Origin of the sequence: Nocardia cyriacigeorgica (assembly GCF_010858045.1) — a bacterium.
Classification (GTDB): domain Bacteria; phylum Actinomycetota; class Actinomycetes; order Mycobacteriales; family Mycobacteriaceae; genus Nocardia; species Nocardia cyriacigeorgica_E.
This window is the reverse complement of record NZ_JAAGVC010000027.1, coordinates 44,315-60,255: the sequence shown is the minus strand read 5'-3', so window position 1 is coordinate 60,255 and position 15,941 is coordinate 44,315. Positions and strand designations below refer to the sequence as shown.

Sequence of the window (15,941 nt, the reverse complement as noted above, 5' to 3'; positions counted from 1 at the left end):
GCATTGAGGGCGGAGTCACCGGTGGAGACGTGCCCGGCACCGACCACCGCGGCCAGCCCGGCGCGCGCGGCCGGGGTCAACGCCGAATCGCGCAGCGGCACGTCGCCCTCATCGCGGCGTGCCACGGTCTCGCCGGACACCCCGAACACCTGCTTCAGCAGGCCCCGGATCTGGGGCGAGAGCGGCTTGTGTCCAGCGGGAGCGCCCCAGGCGTCCCACACCATACTCGTCGGGAGCGCCGCGTCGTCCGGATTCGCGAAGGGATCCGGTTCGGCGCCGGCAGGCTGCTGCGTATCGACCATGCGTTACAGTTTGACATAGACTGTCAAGCAGTAACCGATTGAACGCGCAGTACCGCGTGACGACCGGCACCCCGGTCGCCACGCCAGGACCCCCGGTGGTGAGCCCATGACCGTCTCCGACGAACCCCATGCCGAACCATCGGCGACCGACCCCATCGACCTCGCGATCCTGGATGCCGCACGCGCGTGCGTCGCGGAGTTCGGGGTACGGCGCACCACACTCACCGAGGTCGCGCGCCGTGCCGGAGTGAGCAGGCCGACCGTCTACCGGCGCTGGCCCGACACCGGCTCGCTGGTGGCCGAACTGCTGGTCCGCGAGCTGGGCGACATCCTCACCACCGCGATGCCCACCGACGGCGTGGTGCGGCAGCGCATGGTCGATGGCATCGTCGCCGGGGCGGCGGCGGTGCGCACGAACCCGTTGTTCCGCAAGATCTTCCGCGCCGACACCGATCTGATGCTCACCTACGTCTTCGGCAGGCTCGGGCGCAACCAGCGCCATCTGATCGAACTGTTCGCCGAAGGGATCAGGGAAGGCCACACCGACGGCTCGGTCCGCGACGGCGACCCCGAGCAGATGGCCACCATGCTGCTGCTCATCGCGCAATCGGTGGTGCAGTCGGCGGAGACGGTCTCCGGGCTGCTCGACGGCGCCGCACTGGACGCCGAACTGGGCCGCGTCATCGACGGCTATCTCATTCCGCACACGACCGACGACAAGGACTGCGATGACTCAGCATCCGGCATCCACCGGTGACTCCGCCCTCAATGCCGCGCGACGCGACCGCGAACTGGCCGAGCTGGGCGATACGGCCGAGATCGACCTGCTGGTGATCGGCGGCGGGGTGACCGGCACTGGCGTCGCGCTCGACGCCGCCTCCCGCGGGCTGCGCACGGTGCTGGTGGAACGGCACGACCTGGCCTTCGGCACCAGCCGGTGGAGTTCCAAACTGGTGCACGGCGGGCTGCGGTATCTGGCGGGCGGTCATATCGGCATCGCGCACGAGAGTGCGGTGGAGCGCGGCATCCTGATCCGCACCACCGCGCCTCATCTGGTGCGCCCGATTCCGCAGCTGGTGCCGCTGCTGCCCACCCTCGGCAAGGCGCAGAGCTCGCTGGTCCGCGCCGGATTCCTGGCCGGTGATCTGCTGCGCCGCGGCGCGGGCACACCGGCGAGTCTGCTGCCGCGATCACGACGCGTGGCAGCCGCAGAGGCGCTTCGGCTGGCTCCGACCGTGCGGCGGGAGGGTTTGCGCGGCGGCCTGACGGCGTGGGACGGGCAACTGGTGGACGACGCGCGCCTGGTCGTGGCACTGGCGCGGACCGCGGCCGCGGCCGGGGCGTCGGTGCTGACGCGGGTCGAGGTCACCGCCGCCACCGGCGACCGCGCGACCCTGCGCGATACCCGCACCGGCGAGACGCTGACCGTGCGTGCCCGCGCCGTCGTCAACGCGACCGGTGTGTGGGCCGATCAGGTCGACCCGAGCATCGAGCTGCGGCCGAGCCGCGGCACCCACCTGGTCTTCGACGCGGCGGCCTTCGGCGGGCTCAGCGCCTCGCTGACGGTGCCGGTGCCGGGCAGCACCAGCCGATTCGTCTTCGCCTTCCCCGCCGCCCACGGCCGGGTCTACCTGGGTCTCACCGATGAGGACGCCCCCGGCCCGGTGCCCGACGAACCGCAACCCACCGACACCGAGATCGATTTCCTGCTCGACACCATCAACCCCGCCCTGCGCGAACCACTGACCCGCGCCGACATCCGCGGCAGCTACGCCGGACTGCGCCCACTGCTGAAAACCGGCACCGACAGCACCGCCGACATCTCCCGCGAACATGCCGTCCTGCGCTCCCCCGACGGCCTGATCACCATCGTCGGCGGCAAACTCACCACCTACCGCAAGATGGCCGAGGACACCGTCGACGCCGCCGTCGCCCACACGGGGCTCACCGCAGCCCCCTGCCGCACCCAGCGCCTGCCCCTGGTAGGTGCGGTATCCGGCGCCGCCCGCGACAAGATCATCGCACCCCCGGTGCTGGTCGACCGCTACGGTTCGGAAGCCACCGCCGTACTCGCGCAGGCCGAGGCCGACCCGGCCATGCTCGAGCCGGTCGCACCCGGAATCGACGTCACCCGAGCCGAATTCGCCTGGGCGATCTCCCACGAGGGAGCACTGGATACGGCCGACATCCTCGACCGCCGCACCCGCATCGGGTTGGTCGCCTGCGACCGGGCGGCCGCACTGCCGGCCGCGGAGGAGGCGCTCGCTACCGGCCGGGCCGGGTAGCTCCCGGGATCAGTGTTCAGCGGCCAGGCTCAGTGCGGTCCAGTCCGCGACCTCGGCGCGCATGCTCGCGCGGGGCCAGCGGTCCAGTCCGTGGGCGGTCTCGGCGGCGCGAATGGCGCGCAGGCCCGGGGTTTCCTCGTCGGCGGTGAGGTAGCGGAAGCCCATGCGCTGGTAGTACGGGCCGTTCCATGCGACGTCGGTGAAGGTGGTCAAGGTGAGCGCGGGCAGATCGTGCTCGCGCGCCCAGCGGGCCGCGCGGTCGATCAGACGCCTGCCGATCCGCTGCCCGGCGTGGGTGGGATGCACCGAAACCTGCTCGATGTGGGCGTTGCCGTCGACGACGGCGACGATCAGATAGCCGACGGGCACGCCGGCGTCGGCCCACACCCAGGCACGCTCCGCGTCCACGAACTCGCGCAATGTCTCGATGCCGGGCGGATCGTCCTCGGCCACCGCCGTCATCCCGATCGCGGCGAACGGCGCACCCGCCGCGCGTTCGATCTCCTGGAGCAGCGGGGGGTCGGAGGGCAGGGCAGGTCGGATCACCGGCCCAACGCTAGTCCGGACCGCGCCTGGAGGAAGTGCTGAACGCGTTTCTCAGCGCCTTGATGAAGACCGACGACGAGCGCGCGACGATGTATCACGACCTGGTCGACGACGCATTGTCGATCGCGGCCGGCCGACGCCTGGAGGAACTGGTGGCGATGGCACCCGAGTACCAAGGCAGGATCGCGCGCAAGTACGTGGCTGAAGGCCGGGCCGAAGAAGCGGCTCGCTTGGTGCTGACGGTACTCACCGCGCGCGGGTTGGAGCTGTCTGCCGATCAGCGCGCACGCGTCGCCGCCTGCCGCGACCTGGACCAACTCGAAGCATGGGTGCGCCAGGCCGTGACCGCGACCTCCACTGACGAACTCTTCGAATGACAACAGCCGCCTGGCCCCGGTAGATGGCCTCTAGTCTGGTACCCGATGGGTGCGCCAGGAAGGAGGCGTGAGTGCGCGGCAGATCATCCACAGTCGGCGTCGCGCCGGGCGAAGGCCTGGTGGCGCGCTTCGACGACGTCATCATCTACATCGGCGCCGAAACCGCCTCTACCGAGCGGATCCTCGGCGCGGTGGAGGCCGTGGCGGCGACCGAGCATCCGGGTGCGGCCATTGCCCAGCGGCTGGCAGCGGTGGTGTTCGGCGCGGGTTCCGCGCCGCCACCGTTCGGTGTGCTCGCCCCCACCGATGACGGGACGCTCGTGCTGTTGCGCGGCGCCGTCGCCGCCCTGATCGACGGTGCCGAAGGGGCTCGGCGCCTCACCGGGTCGCGCGCCTTCACCTGGGTCGACGAGATCGTGAGCGTGCCGATCCGCACCATCACCATCGGCCCGGACAATGGGACCCCGATCACCGAACATCCGCGCACCGATCTGCGTTCTGGCGTCGTTCCCGGTGGCGGCTTCGTGCTGCGCGCCGGTGTCCGCCGCAGTGGGCGCAAGCCCGCGGCGCGTGCGGCGACGCCGGCCCCGCCACCGGGTGAGCCGCCCGCCACCGCGCCCGCCGGCTTCGCCGCCGCCGACGCCGATCCCGAACCCGATCAGCATCCGGCCACCCGCGCCGCCCCGCAGGCGCCGAGCACACCGCCGGCGGCACCGCGGCATCGTGCCCCGGCCTCCGACGCCTCACAGGCCATGTCGCTGGCCTGGTCGCAAGCTCCGGCGACGCCGCGCCCCGACCTGCCGGAACCGGTGGCGCTGCACAAACCGGGCGCACCGGACACCGTCCGCCGCAGGCCCCGCCTCGCCGTCGGCCGCGCATCGAACGCGCAGGTCCCCGGCGTGCTGGTGGCCGAGGACGGCGCCACCTACCCACTGGACCGCCCGTATGTCATCGGCCGCGGCCCGTCGGCCGACGAATCCGTGCGCCGCGCCACCGCGGCCCCGATCGTGTTGCAACGCGACCGCCACATCTCCCGGGTGCACGCCTACGTCTCGCTGGAGCGCGGCAAGGTCTTCGTCCGCGATGCGGGCACCGCCTCGGGCACCTTCCTCGCCACGCCCGACTCCCCCGAATGGACTCGCGTCGGCCGGTCGCCCACCGAGTTGCCACCGGGCGGGCGGGTTCGCATCAGCGAACATGTGCTCACCTACCGCGCCGGCGACGGCAACGCGCCGGCCTGAGCCGGGCTGCCGCGGCCGGTCCACCCGCCGCGATCCGGCCATCCCGCACGCGGCCCCGACGCGGAGAGCACAATGGCCCCATGCACCGTAAAGGGCCGACCGAGGATATCGATGAGTCCGCACTGTCGGTGACCCCGCCGAAACAGCAGGCGGCAGGCGTCACCGCGGTGGCCGTCGCAGTGAAGCGAGCGGTCGAGGACATGGGTGTGGTCCGCACGGCCCGCACCCTGGTTCGGCTCAATCAGGTCGACGGTTTCGACTGTCCCGGATGCGCCTGGCCTGAACCCACCGGTCATCGCAGGCCCGCCGAGTTCTGTGAGAACGGCGCCAAGGCGGTGGGCGAGGAAGCCACGCTGCGCACCGTCACCCCGGAGTTCTTCGCCGCCCATTCGATCGCCGAGCTGTCCGGTAAGTCCGGATACTGGCTCGGCAGGCAGGGCAGGCTGACCCACCCGATGGTGCTGCGCCCCGGCCAGGACCACTACACCCCGATCGACTGGGACGAGGCCTATCAGCTGATCGCCGACCGGCTGCGCGCCCTCGACAGCCCCGACGAAGCGGTGTTCTACACCTCCGGCCGCACCGCCAACGAGACCGCGTTCCTGTACCAGCTGCTGGTGCGCAGTTTCGGCACCAACAACCTGCCCGACTGCTCGAATATGTGCCACGAATCCTCGGGCACCGCGCTGACCAGCTCGATCGGCATCGGCAAGGGTTCGGTGACCATCGATGATTTCGCCGCTGCCGATCTGATCATCGTCGCGGGTCAGAACCCGGGCACCAACCATCCGCGGATGCTCAGCGCTCTCGCCGACGCCAAGGCCGCGGGAGCACACATCATCGCGGTCAATCCGCTCCCCGAAACCGGGCTGATCGGGTTCCGCGATCCGCAGACCGTCCGGGGTCTCACCACCGGCGTCGCCATCGCCGACGATTTCCTGCAGATCCGCCTCGGCGGCGATATGGCCCTGTTCCAGGGCCTGGGCAAGCTGCTGTTCGAGGCCGAGGACCGCGCGCCGGGCACCGTCGTCGACCGGGCCTTCGTCGACGCGCACACCGCCGGGTTCACCGAGTACGAAAAGCAGGTCCGCGCGGTCGATCTCGATGTGGTCGAGCAGGCGACCGGCCTCACCCGCGCACAACTCGAGTCCACCGCGCGCCGGTTCGCCGGCTCCGAGCGCGTCATCGTCTGCTGGGCCATGGGCCTCACCCAGCAGTCGCACGGTGTCGCCACCATCGAAGAAGCCACCAACCTGCTGCTGATGCGCGGCATGATCGGCAAACCGGGTGCCGGTGTGTGCCCGGTGCGCGGGCATTCGAATGTCCAGGGCGATCGCACCATGGGCATCTGGGAGAAGATGCCCGAATCGTTCCTTGCCGCTCTCGACCGCGAATTCGGCATCACCGCACCCCGCGCGCACGGCCTGGACACGGTGAACGCCATTCGCGCCATGCGCGACGGCAAGGCCCGGGTCTTCTTCGGCATGGGCGGCAACTTCGTCGCCGCCACCCCCGATACCGAGGTCACCGAGGCGGCGTTGCGGGCCTGCGATCTCACCGTGCAGGTCTCCACCAAACTCAACCGCAGCCACGTCGTGCACGGCGCCACCGCCCTGATCCTGCCCACCCTGGGCCGCACCGATCTCGATGTCCAAGACGGCGTGAAACAGCAGGTGTCGGTGGAGGATTCGATGTCGATGGTGCATCTGTCCACCGGTCGGCTGCACCCGGTGAGCGAACACCTGCGCAGCGAGGTCGCCATCGTCTGCGAGCTGGCGCAGCACCTGTTCGGCCCGGACCATCCGGTGCCGTGGGCCGATTTCCGCCGTGATTACGACCGCATCCGTGACGCCATCGCTCGCGTGGTGCCCGGCTGCGCCGACTACAACCGGAAGGTCCGCAGGCGCAATGGTTTCGTGCTGCCGCATCCGCCGCGCGATGCCCGCGAATTCCGCACCGCCACCGGCCGCGCCAACTTCGCCGTCAACGACCTCACCTGGTTACCGGTGCCGCCGGGCCGGCTGATCCTGCAGACCTTGCGCAGCCACGACCAGTACAACACCACCATCTACGGGTTGGCGGATCGCTATCGCGGAATCCACGGTGGGCGCAAGGTCGTGCTCGTCAACGCCGACGACATCGCCGACCTCGGTTTCACCGATGGTGAGCTGGTCGATCTGGTCTCGGAGTGGAGCGACGGTGTGCAGCGCCGGGTCGAGGGCTTCCGCATCGTCGCCTATTCGACCCCGCGCGGCAATGCCGCCGCCTACTACCCGGAGACCAATCCGCTGATCCCGCTCGATCATGTGGCAGCGCGATCGAATACGCCGGTGGCCAAGGCGGTCACCATCCGGCTGGAGCGGGCGCGCTCATGAGCCGGGTCACCGCTCGCCGCCGGATGCAGCGCGTCTCGCCCGCGGGGCTGGTACAGCGGCCCGACACCTTGGCGGTAGAGGAGCCGCTGGAGGTTCGGGTGAACGGGGCGTCGCTGACGGTCACCATGCGCACCCCCGGCAACGATATCGATCTGGTGCACGGGTTCCTGTTCGCCGAGGGCGTGATCGACTCGGCCGAGGACATCCTCGCCGCCCGCTACTGCGCGGGCACCGACGACGAGGGCCGCAACACCTACAACGTCCTCGACGTCACCCTGCGCACACCTGCCCCGGTCAAGGCCAGGAACTTCCTGACCACCAGCGCCTGCGGGCTGTGCGGCAAGTCCGCGCTCGAGGAGGTCCGCACCCGGACCCGCTTCGCCCTGCCCGCCGCGGCGCCGATGATCGGCGTCGACGCGCTGGCCGCCATGCCGGACACGCTGCGGGGCGAGCAGTCGGTCTTCGATGCCACCGGCGGCCTGCACGCGGCCGGGCTGTTCACCGCGGACGGTGCGGTGCTCGCGGTCCGCGAGGACATCGGCCGCCACAACGCGGTGGACAAGGTGGTCGGCTGGGCGGTGCGCGAGCACCGGATTCCGGCCACCGAACTGGTGCTGGTCGTGAGTGGCCGGGCGTCCTTCGAATTGGTGCAGAAGGCCGTCATGGCCGGGATTCCGCTGCTCGCGGCCGTCTCGGCACCCAGCTCACTGGCCGTCGATCTGGCCGCTGAATCCGGTCTCACCCTGGCCGGCTTCGTCCGTGGCGAGACGATGAACATCTACACCCACCCGGACCGGATCGTCACCGAAGCGGCGAGCTCGCGCCCCGCGTGATCGATGCGGGGACGTCTCGGAAATTTCTCGATGCGCGAGCCCGAAAACGCTCGCGCCGACCTGAGCGTCCGTCGCGGAGAGCTCATCGCGCGGACGCTCAGCGCCGGGTTCTCAGTCGGCGAGGGCCTCGAGCAGGGCGGCGCGCTGGCGTGCGCCCAGGCCGCCGATGCGGCGGTCCTCGGGGATCTCGGCCTGGTCGAGCAGCTTCGCCGCCTTGACCGGGCCCACACCGGGAAGGGCCTTGATGACGGCCGCGACCTTCGTCTTCTTGACCAGGTCGTCGGAGTCGGCCTTTTTCAGCAGATCAGCCACTGAGACCTTGCCCGACTTCACCTTGCCGATCAGTTCGGAGCGCGCCTTGCGGACCGCCGCCGCTTTGGCCAACGCTTCAGAGCGCTGTTCCGCGGTCATGGTAGGCAGTGCCATGTCTCCTCCGCTTTCACTCGTCACTCGAACATCTGACTCGAACATCTGGTTGACCGGACCGATTCAACATCACCGTACCGGCAAGGTACGCCCGACACACCGGGGAAAAACACACTGGATAACGCGATGATTTTCCGCGCGGCGGCCCGTCGGAACCGATAACGAGCCCGAATCGACCGGGTGAAGAAGGAAAGGATCGGACCCATGGAGCTGTCCCTGACCCTGTTCGTCACCCTCGACGGCGTCTACCAGGCGCCCGGCGGTCCGGAGGAAGATCCGAGCGGCGGCTTCACCCAGGGCGGGTGGCTGGCCCCCTTTGTCGACGACGAATTCGGCGCCTTCATCGATGCCATAGTCGGCCGGGCCGAGGCCTTCCTGCTCGGACGCCGCACCTACGACATCTTCGCGAGCTATTGGCCCAAGATCACCGACAGTGACGATGTGGTGCCGGTGAAACTGAACGCGCTGCCCAAGTTCGTCGTGAGCAGCCACCTCGATCACGCCGACTGGGCCGGTACCGAGATCCTGCGCGGCGACCTGCTCACCGAGATCACCGCGATCAAACAACGGCCGGGCGGCGAGGTACAGGTGCACGGCAGCGGCGCCCTCGGGCAGAGCTTGCTCGCCGCCGGGATGGTGGACACCCTGAATCTGGTCACCGCACCCGTGGTGCTCGGCCAGGGCAAGCGGCTGTTCGCTGATGGCATGCGCCCCACCGGGTTCCGGCTCACCGAGTCGCGTGCGAGCTCGGCGGGACTGATCATGTCCACCTACCGCGCGGCAGGCACCCCGGAGTACGGATTGGTCGGCGAGTGACGCGCGTAACAACGAGGACGCGCGCACCGACACATCAGCAGGAGCACCCGCACGGATCAAGGTTCAACGGCGAACCAGGGAGATCAAAGACGCTCTCCAGCACCGGGCGCGGACCGGAATTCCACCGGCCGTCACCGTATCCCCAGCGGGTGACAACTGAAGGGACAGTCCGTTCCCACCTCGGCGGGACCGCCGGACTGCTATCGTGCCGAACTAGAACACGTTTCAATTCGGTAGGAGTTCCCATGGCACGGCAGATCCGCGATGTGGTCGAGGAGTACGTCAAGCTGGTCGGCAGCGGCACGTCCGAGGACGTGGTCGCGCTGTACGCACCGGACGCGACCGTCGAGGACCCGATCGGCACCCCGCCGAAGCACGGGCACGACGCGATCCGCGAGTTCTACAACGTCCTGGCGAACCTGGAGCGCGAATCCACCCTGCATGCCGACACCGTCCGCATCGGCGGCAACCAGGCGGCATTCATGTTCACCCTCGTCACCAAGGCGGGCGACCAGCGTGTGACGCTGCGCCCGATCGACGTGATGGAGTTCGACGACGAGGGCCGGATCACCCATATGCGCGCCTATTGGAGCCAGGACGACATGAGCATCGAGCCTGCCTGATCCAGCGCAGGGTGACCGCGCCCATCCACTGCCGTGCAGCCCGGTGATGCGGCGGGCGCCGGTCACCTTTCTTTTGCCGCCGCCCGCGATCGTCGGCATCTACTCGGCCCGGATGTCCTCGATCGATCGCACAGGACCGCTCGAGGCCGGCCGCGGGTAGCACTCAGATCACCAGGCAGGCGTACCCGATGTGCATGCCCACACCCACCTCCACCTGGACCCACGGGGCGATCTCCTGCGCCGTGGTCGGCTGCACCGCTTGGAGCGTGTGGTGGCCGCGCGTCGTTGGCGTCCAGGTGACCAGTGCGACGCCGTCGGTGGGCGCAACGGTGGCGAACGGCACTCCGTTGTCGTAGAAGGTCACCGGCGTCAACCCCTCGGTGAGCCGGGCCCGTACGGTGTACTGGCAGGTGGTGCCGTAGTTGGTGATCGGCCCGAACGAGAAGTCCGGCATCACGCTCACCTGCGTGACGGTGGCCTCGGCCGAAGGTGCGGTGACCGCGAGGCCGAAGGTGGCCGCGGCGGCGGCTGCGGCCGCCAGGGCCGGGATGCGGGCTCGGAAACGCTTCGACATCGGCCGCTCCTCGTTGTGCGACGCCTGCAGGTGCACCGACCCTACAACGATCACACCGGCCGAGAGGCCGTCATCGCCAACTCGGCGCCGAAACGATGAACGGCCCGCCCACAGTGTGGGCGGGCCGTCCTTGCGACTGTGTCAGGCCGACTTCTCGCGACGCTCGGCGCGTTCGCGCTTGCGCGGGACGATGGTGGGCAGCACGTTGTCGTTGACGGTGTCGGCGTCCACGACCACCTTCGCGACATCGTCGCGGCTGGGGATGTCGAACATCACCTGCTGCAACACCTCCTCCATGATGGCGCGCAGGCCGCGGGCACCGGTGCCGCGCAGGATGGCCTGATCGGCCACCGCTTCGAGCGCGTCGCGGGTGAACTCGAGATCCACCCCATCCATCTCGAACAGCCGGATGTACTGCTTGACCAGCGCGTTCTTCGGCTCGGAGAGGATCTTGACCAGCGAATCCTTGTCCAGGTTCGTCACCGAGGCGACCACCGGGAGGCGGCCGATGAACTCGGGGATCAGGCCGAACTTGATCAGATCCTCCGGCATCACATCGGCGAAGTGGTCGATGGTGTCGACCTCGGCCTTGGAGCGCACCTCGGCGCCGAAGCCGATACCGCGATGACCGGTGCGGTCGGAGATGATCTTCTCCAGCCCGGCGAACGCGCCCGCCACGATGAACAGCACATTGGTGGTGTCGATCTGGATGAATTCCTGATGCGGATGCTTGCGCCCGCCCTGCGGCGGCACGCTGGCCTGGGTGCCCTCCAGGATCTTCAGCAGCGCCTGCTGCACACCCTCACCGGAGACGTCACGGGTGATCGAGGGGTTCTCGCTCTTGCGGGCGATCTTGTCGACCTCGTCGATGTAGATGATGCCCGTCTCGGCGCGCTTGACGTCGTAGTCGGCGGCCTGGATCAGCTTGAGCAGGATGTTCTCGACGTCCTCACCGACGTAGCCCGCCTCGGTGAGCGCGGTGGCGTCGGCGATGGCGAACGGCACATTGAGCATCTTGGCCAGCGTCTGCGCCAGATAGGTCTTACCGCAGCCGGTGGGGCCGAGCATCAGAATGTTGGACTTGGCCAGCTCGACGCTCTCGCCGCGGCTGTCGCGCCCCTTGTCGCCGGCCTGGATCCGCTTGTAGTGGTTGTAGACCGCCACGGCGAGCGTGCGCTTGGCCGTGTCCTGGCCGATCACATAGTTCTCCAGGAAATCCCGGATCTCGGCGGGTTTGGGCAACTCATCGAGTTTGACTTCGCTGGACTCGGCCAGCTCCTCTTCGATGATCTCGTTGCACAGGTCGATGCACTCGTCGCAGATGTACACCCCGGGTCCCGCAATGAGCTTCTTGACCTGCTTTTGACTCTTTCCGCAGAACGAGCACTTCAGCAGATCGCCGCCATCACCGATGCGCGCCATCTCGTGGGTCCTACTTCCTTGTTCGCGTGCAACCGTCCATCCAGTTGCCAGCTTTCCGCCACCTGTGGAAGGTGTCGTTGAATCCGTCGACCGTATCCGGGTGGTGGTGCACTGCTGTCAACCGGGAGCAAAGGTCCCTAGGTCGACCGTACCCGGTGTGCGCGAAACTGGTCGACAACTCGCGCATGTTTCTCGCCGGGGTTGTGCGGGTTCTCACCATGATTCACCCGATTCGCCCGGTCGCCGAGCCGTCCGCCACACGCGCAACTTTTCAGCAATCCCCGCGTGTCGGCTGGACCCGCGGCGCACGGGGCGCCGCGGGTCACCGCACTACTTCTGCGCGCTCAGCTTGCGGTAGTCGAACACCGTGTCGATGATGCCGTAATCCTTGGCATCTTCGGCGGTGAGGATCTTGTCGCGGTCGGTGTCCTTGCGGATGGTGTCGGGGTCCTTGCCGGTGTGGCGGGCCAGCGTGGTCTCCATCAGACGACGCATGCGCTCGATCTCGGCGGCCTGGATCTCCAGGTCCGACACCTGACCCTGGATGCCACCCTCCAGCGACGGCTGGTGGATGAGCACGCGGGCGTTGGGCAGGCAGGCCCGCTTACCGGGGGTACCGGCGGCCAGCAGCACCGCGGCCGCGGAGGCGGCCTGGCCCAGGCAGACGGTGGCCACATCGGCACGCACGTACTGCATGGTGTCGTAGATGGCCATCAGCGAGGTGAACGAGCCACCCGGCGAGTTGATGTACATGGTGATGTCGCGGTCGGGATCGAGCGACTCGAGCACCAGCAGCTGGGCCATGATGTCGTTCGCCGAGGCGTCGTCGACCTGCACGCCGAGGAAGATGATGCGCTCCTCGAACAGCTTGTTGTACGGGTTGGACTCCTTGACGCCGAAGCTCGAGTGCTCGATGAACGACGGCAGGATGTAGCGGGCCTGCGGGCTGGCCGGCGCGATACCGGACAGGCCTGCGCGGGGGTCGATCAGGTTGGCCATCTTCGTCTCCAAAGTCGGTGGGAGGTGAGCTGATTCGCGGCTCAGTTACCGGCGCCGTTCGCCTGGCGAGCGCTGTTGATCACGCGATCGATGAAGCCGTACTCGAGCGCCTGGTTCGCGGTGAACCAGCGGTCGCGGTCGGCGTCGGCGGTAACCTGCTCCACCGTCTGGCCGGTGTGCAGCGCCTGCAGTTCGTTGAGTTCGCGCTTGGTGTGCGCGAGCTGCTCGGCGTAGATCGAGATGTCGGCGGCGCTACCACCGATGCCCGCCGAGGGCTGGTGCATCATGATCCGGGTGTGCGGCAGCGCGTAGCGCTTGCCCTTGGTGCCCGCGGTGAGCAGGAACTGCCCCATCGATGCGGCCAGGCCGAAGGCGATGGTCGCGATATCGCACTCGGCGTACTGCATGGTGTCGTAGATGGCCATACCGGCGCTGACCGAGCCGCCCGGCGAGTTGATGTAGAGCGAGATGTCGCGGGTCGGGTCCTCGGCGGCCAGCAGCAGGATCTGCGCGCACAGCTTGTTGGCGATGTCGTCGTCGACCTGGGTACCCAGGAAGATGATGCGGTCGCGGAGCAAGCGCTCGTACACCGAATCACTGAGGTTGAGACCAGCAGTCGCGGATGTCATGACCCCTGCCTGGTTGATTGTCACGGATACCTGCCTTCTCTCGCCGGCTCGTTGCTGACACAAACATTAACGAAGCAGGGCGGCACCGAACTCCCGGTACCGCCCTTCTTCGCTCACAGCGCAATCTCGCTGGCGCTCGATTGCACTGTGCGCGACCGCGCGCTGTACTTCTGGTTCACTCGCTTCGCTCGCTCACAGCGCAATCTCGGTGGCGCTCGATTGCACTGTGCGCGACCGCGCGCTGTGTTTTCGGTTCACTCGCTTCGCTCGCTTACAGCGCAATATCTATTCGGCTTACTTCTCGGCGTCGGCCGAGGCCTCGGTGGTCTCGGCGGCCGCCTCGGTGTTCTCCTCGGCCGAATCTTCCGGAGCACCGAACATTTCGGTGGTGTCGACGGTGTTGCCCGCGGAGTCGGTGACGGTGGCCTTACCGACCACACCGGCCAGCGCCTTGCCCCGGCGGACGTCGGCGAACACCGCGCCGAGCTGACCGGCCTGCTGCACCTGCTGGATGAACTGCTCCGGCGACATGCCGTAGCGCTGGGCCTGGAACAGGATGCGCTCGGTGAGCTCCTCCTGGCCGACCTGGGTGCCCTCGGCCTCGGCGATGGCGTCCAGCAGCAGCTGGGTCTTCACCGACTTCTCGGCGGCCTCCTTGGTGTCCTTGTCGAACTCCTCGCGGCTGGAGCCCTGGGCCTCGAGCGCCTCGGCGAACTTGGCCTCGTCGTGGTCGAAGCCGTGCACGGCGTCGTGCTCGACGGCGTCGATCTCGGCCTTCACCACGGCCTCGGGCAGCGGCACCTCGACCTTGTCGAGCAGCTGCTCGAGCACCTTGTCGCGGATGTCGCCGGCCTGCTGGACCTTCTTGACCCGCTCCACGCGGCCGCGCAGATCGGCCTTCAGCTCGTCGAGGGTGTCGAATTCGCTGGCCAGCTGGGCGAACTCGTCGTCGGCCTCGGGCAGCTCGCGCTCCTTGACCGAACCGACGGTGACGGTGATGACGGCTTCCTTGCCCGCGTGCTCGCCCGCCACCAGGGTGGAGGTGAACTCCTTGGACTCACCGGCGGACAGGCCGATCACGGCCTCGTCCAGGCCCTCGATGAGCTGGCCGGAGCCGACCTCGTGGGACAGGCCGGTGGTCGAGGCCTCCGGCACGTCCTCGCCGTCGACGGTGGCCGACAGGTCGATGGAGATGAAGTCGCCCTCCTGCACCGGGCGCTCGACGCCGGTGAGGGTGCCGAAGCGCTGACGCAGCGACTGCAGCTGCTCGTCGATGTCGGAATCGTCGACGGTGATGGCGTCGACGGTGACCTCGATGGTGCTGTAGTCGGGCAGGGTGATCTCCGGGCGGACGTCGACCTCGGCGGTGAACGCCAGCTCCTGGCCGTCTTCGATCTTGGTGATCTCGATTTCGGGCTGGCCGATGACCTTCACCTCGGAGGTGGTGACGGCCTCGCTGTAGCGGGCCGGGAGCACGTCGTTGACGACCTGCTCCAGGATCGCGCCGCGGCCCAGGCGCGCCTCGAGCAGCTTGGCCGGCGCCTTGCCCGGGCGGAAGCCGGGGATACGGACCTGCTTGGCCAGCGCCTTGTAGGCCTTGTCGAAGTCCGGCTTCAGCTCCTCGAAGGGCACCTCGACATTGATCCGGACCCGTGTCGGGCTCAGCTGCTCGACGGTGCTCTTCACGGACATGCTCCTTGTTCGTAGTTCATCGGTCGTTGACGTCGGTGTGTCCCCCCGATCGCATCCAGGCAAGGTTAGTCGACCGGTGCGCACGCCCTGCAATCCGGGCACGCGAACGCCCCCGGCGCTACCGCAGCGGCGGCGCGGGCAGGGCGAGGACCTCGGGGGTCAGTTGTCCGGTACGTCTACCGCGTCGGTGACGAAGACCAGGGTCTCGTTCGGCTTGATGCCGTTGCCACCCATGCCGTAGCCGAGGTCGGGCGGAATGATCAGCAGCCTGCGGGTGCCCTCGTTGACGCCTTCGAGGCCCTGATCCCAGCCGGGGATGACCATACCGGCGCCGAGGGTCAGTTCGAACGGTTCGCCACGGTCGAAGGAGCTGTCGAGCTTCTGCTTGTCCGACCAGGTGACCAGCGTGTAGTTCATCTTCAGTTCCTGGCCGGGCTGCGCGCCCGGGCCGGAGCCCGCGACGAGATCCTTGACGATCAGCTGCTTCGGCGGATCGCAGTCGTCGGGGATGGTGATGGTGGGGGCCTCACCGAAGCCGCCGGTGACGCCGATGTCGTCGGCGGTGCATTCACGGCCGGTGGACGGCTTCGGGGTGGGCGCACCGGTCGCGGCGTACGCGCTCGTCGCGGCCGTGGCGGTGGCCGCGGCCTCGCTGTCGGAGCTGTCGTCGGAGCCGCAGGCCGACAGCGCGAAGGCGGCCGCGGCGAGGGTGGCGATACCGATGGTCCTGGCGGAGGTAGGCATGCCGCGCACCCTAATCGACGCGGCCGGGCAGCTGCCGATCGAGCCCGCGCCTGCCGG

Annotated in this window: 16 protein-coding genes and 1 pseudogene; 8 read left to right on the top strand and 9 right to left on the bottom strand. The window is 68.6% G+C overall.

From position 1 onward, the window contains the following. Positions 1 to 302, bottom strand: a pseudogene (locus GV790_RS31255) (FAD-binding oxidoreductase); the annotation flags it as partial. A 106-nt stretch (positions 303 to 408) separates the two neighbouring features. Between GV790_RS31255 and GV790_RS20655 the strand changes: the two are divergent. Both GV790_RS20655 and GV790_RS20650 read left to right on the top strand, forming a co-directional pair. Beyond that, the gene (locus GV790_RS20655; RefSeq protein ID WP_163815043.1) at positions 409 to 1,059 is read left to right on the top strand and encodes a TetR/AcrR family transcriptional regulator; all 651 of its coding nucleotides are present in this window, start codon (positions 409 to 411) and stop codon (positions 1,057 to 1,059) included. Further along, positions 1,031 to 2,587 carry a glycerol-3-phosphate dehydrogenase/oxidase gene (locus GV790_RS20650; protein ID WP_163815041.1) on the top strand — a complete coding sequence of 519 codons (1,557 nt, stop codon included), beginning with the start codon at positions 1,031 to 1,033 and terminating at the stop codon, positions 2,585 to 2,587. Before GV790_RS20655 ends, GV790_RS20650 begins: the two co-directional genes overlap by 29 nt. Positions 2,588 to 2,596: 9 nt before the next feature. On the opposite strand, the gene GV790_RS20645 is transcribed toward GV790_RS20650, so the two are convergent. Continuing rightward, positions 2,597 to 3,133, bottom strand: coding sequence for a GNAT family N-acetyltransferase (locus tag GV790_RS20645; RefSeq protein WP_280213701.1), 537 nt, complete (start codon positions 3,131 to 3,133; stop codon positions 2,597 to 2,599). 35 nt (positions 3,134 to 3,168) lie between these two features. On the opposite strand from GV790_RS20645, the gene GV790_RS20640 reads away from it, so the two are divergent. The 4 genes from GV790_RS20640 to fdhD all read left to right on the top strand — a co-directional run bounded on the left by GV790_RS20640 (position 3,169) and on the right by fdhD (position 7,959). Then, positions 3,169 to 3,510: a hypothetical protein gene (locus tag GV790_RS20640; RefSeq protein WP_163815015.1), complete on the top strand. Its 342-nt coding sequence runs from the start codon at positions 3,169 to 3,171 to the stop codon at positions 3,508 to 3,510. Positions 3,511 to 3,581: 71 nt separating this feature from the next. After that, on the top strand, positions 3,582 to 4,751 hold the full coding sequence (locus GV790_RS31790) for an FHA domain-containing protein (protein WP_163815013.1): 1,170 nt from the start codon (positions 3,582 to 3,584) through the stop codon (positions 4,749 to 4,751). Positions 4,752 to 4,831: 80 nt separating this feature from the next. Further along, positions 4,832 to 7,126 (top strand): FdhF/YdeP family oxidoreductase, encoded by a 2,295-nt coding sequence (locus tag GV790_RS20630; RefSeq protein WP_163815011.1) that lies wholly within the window; start codon positions 4,832 to 4,834, stop codon positions 7,124 to 7,126. Continuing rightward, on the top strand, positions 7,123 to 7,959 hold the full coding sequence (fdhD, locus tag GV790_RS20625) for a formate dehydrogenase accessory sulfurtransferase FdhD (RefSeq protein ID WP_163815009.1): 837 nt from the start codon (positions 7,123 to 7,125) through the stop codon (positions 7,957 to 7,959). The genes GV790_RS20630 and fdhD overlap by 4 nt, the downstream gene beginning before the upstream one ends. 111 nt (positions 7,960 to 8,070) lie before the next feature. Here the strand turns inward: fdhD and mihF are convergent, their stop codons facing one another. Then, positions 8,071 to 8,385, bottom strand: a complete 315-nt coding sequence (gene mihF / locus GV790_RS20620; RefSeq protein ID WP_014349663.1) for an integration host factor, actinobacterial type — start codon at positions 8,383 to 8,385, stop codon at positions 8,071 to 8,073. A gap of 204 nt (positions 8,386 to 8,589) precedes the next feature. On the opposite strand from mihF, the gene GV790_RS20615 reads away from it, so the two are divergent. Together GV790_RS20615 and GV790_RS20610 are read left to right on the top strand one after the other, a co-directional pair. Further along, on the top strand, positions 8,590 to 9,201 hold the full coding sequence (locus tag GV790_RS20615) for a dihydrofolate reductase family protein (protein WP_163815007.1): 612 nt from the start codon (positions 8,590 to 8,592) through the stop codon (positions 9,199 to 9,201). Positions 9,202 to 9,446: 245 nt separating this feature from the next. After that, positions 9,447 to 9,824 carry a nuclear transport factor 2 family protein gene (locus GV790_RS20610; RefSeq protein ID WP_163815005.1) on the top strand — a complete coding sequence of 126 codons (378 nt, stop codon included), beginning with the start codon at positions 9,447 to 9,449 and terminating at the stop codon, positions 9,822 to 9,824. Positions 9,825 to 9,987: 163 nt separating this feature from the next. On the opposite strand, the gene GV790_RS20605 is transcribed toward GV790_RS20610, so the two are convergent. The 6 genes from GV790_RS20605 to GV790_RS20580 form a co-directional block, all read right to left on the bottom strand. Then, positions 9,988 to 10,398: a hypothetical protein gene (locus tag GV790_RS20605; protein ID WP_163815003.1), complete on the bottom strand. Its 411-nt coding sequence runs from the start codon at positions 10,396 to 10,398 to the stop codon at positions 9,988 to 9,990. 141 nt (positions 10,399 to 10,539) lie between these two features. Further along, positions 10,540 to 11,820, bottom strand: a complete 1,281-nt coding sequence (clpX, locus tag GV790_RS20600) for an ATP-dependent Clp protease ATP-binding subunit ClpX (protein ID WP_014349660.1) — start codon at positions 11,818 to 11,820, stop codon at positions 10,540 to 10,542. A gap of 330 nt (positions 11,821 to 12,150) precedes the next feature. Then, positions 12,151 to 12,819 (bottom strand): ATP-dependent Clp protease proteolytic subunit, encoded by a 669-nt coding sequence (locus GV790_RS20595; protein ID WP_014349659.1) that lies wholly within the window; start codon positions 12,817 to 12,819, stop codon positions 12,151 to 12,153. 41 nt (positions 12,820 to 12,860) lie between these two features. After that, positions 12,861 to 13,448 (bottom strand): ATP-dependent Clp protease proteolytic subunit, encoded by a 588-nt coding sequence (locus GV790_RS20590; RefSeq protein ID WP_036534548.1) that lies wholly within the window; start codon positions 13,446 to 13,448, stop codon positions 12,861 to 12,863. 294 nt (positions 13,449 to 13,742) lie between these two features. Beyond that, positions 13,743 to 15,134 carry a trigger factor gene (gene tig, locus GV790_RS20585; RefSeq protein WP_163815001.1) on the bottom strand — a complete coding sequence of 464 codons (1,392 nt, stop codon included), beginning with the start codon at positions 15,132 to 15,134 and terminating at the stop codon, positions 13,743 to 13,745. Between the two features lie 165 nt (positions 15,135 to 15,299). Beyond that, a complete protein-coding gene (locus GV790_RS20580; protein ID WP_163814999.1) occupies positions 15,300 to 15,884 on the bottom strand; it encodes an FKBP-type peptidyl-prolyl cis-trans isomerase in 585 nt (194 codons plus the stop codon). Positions 15,885 to 15,941: the final 57 nt, after the last annotated feature.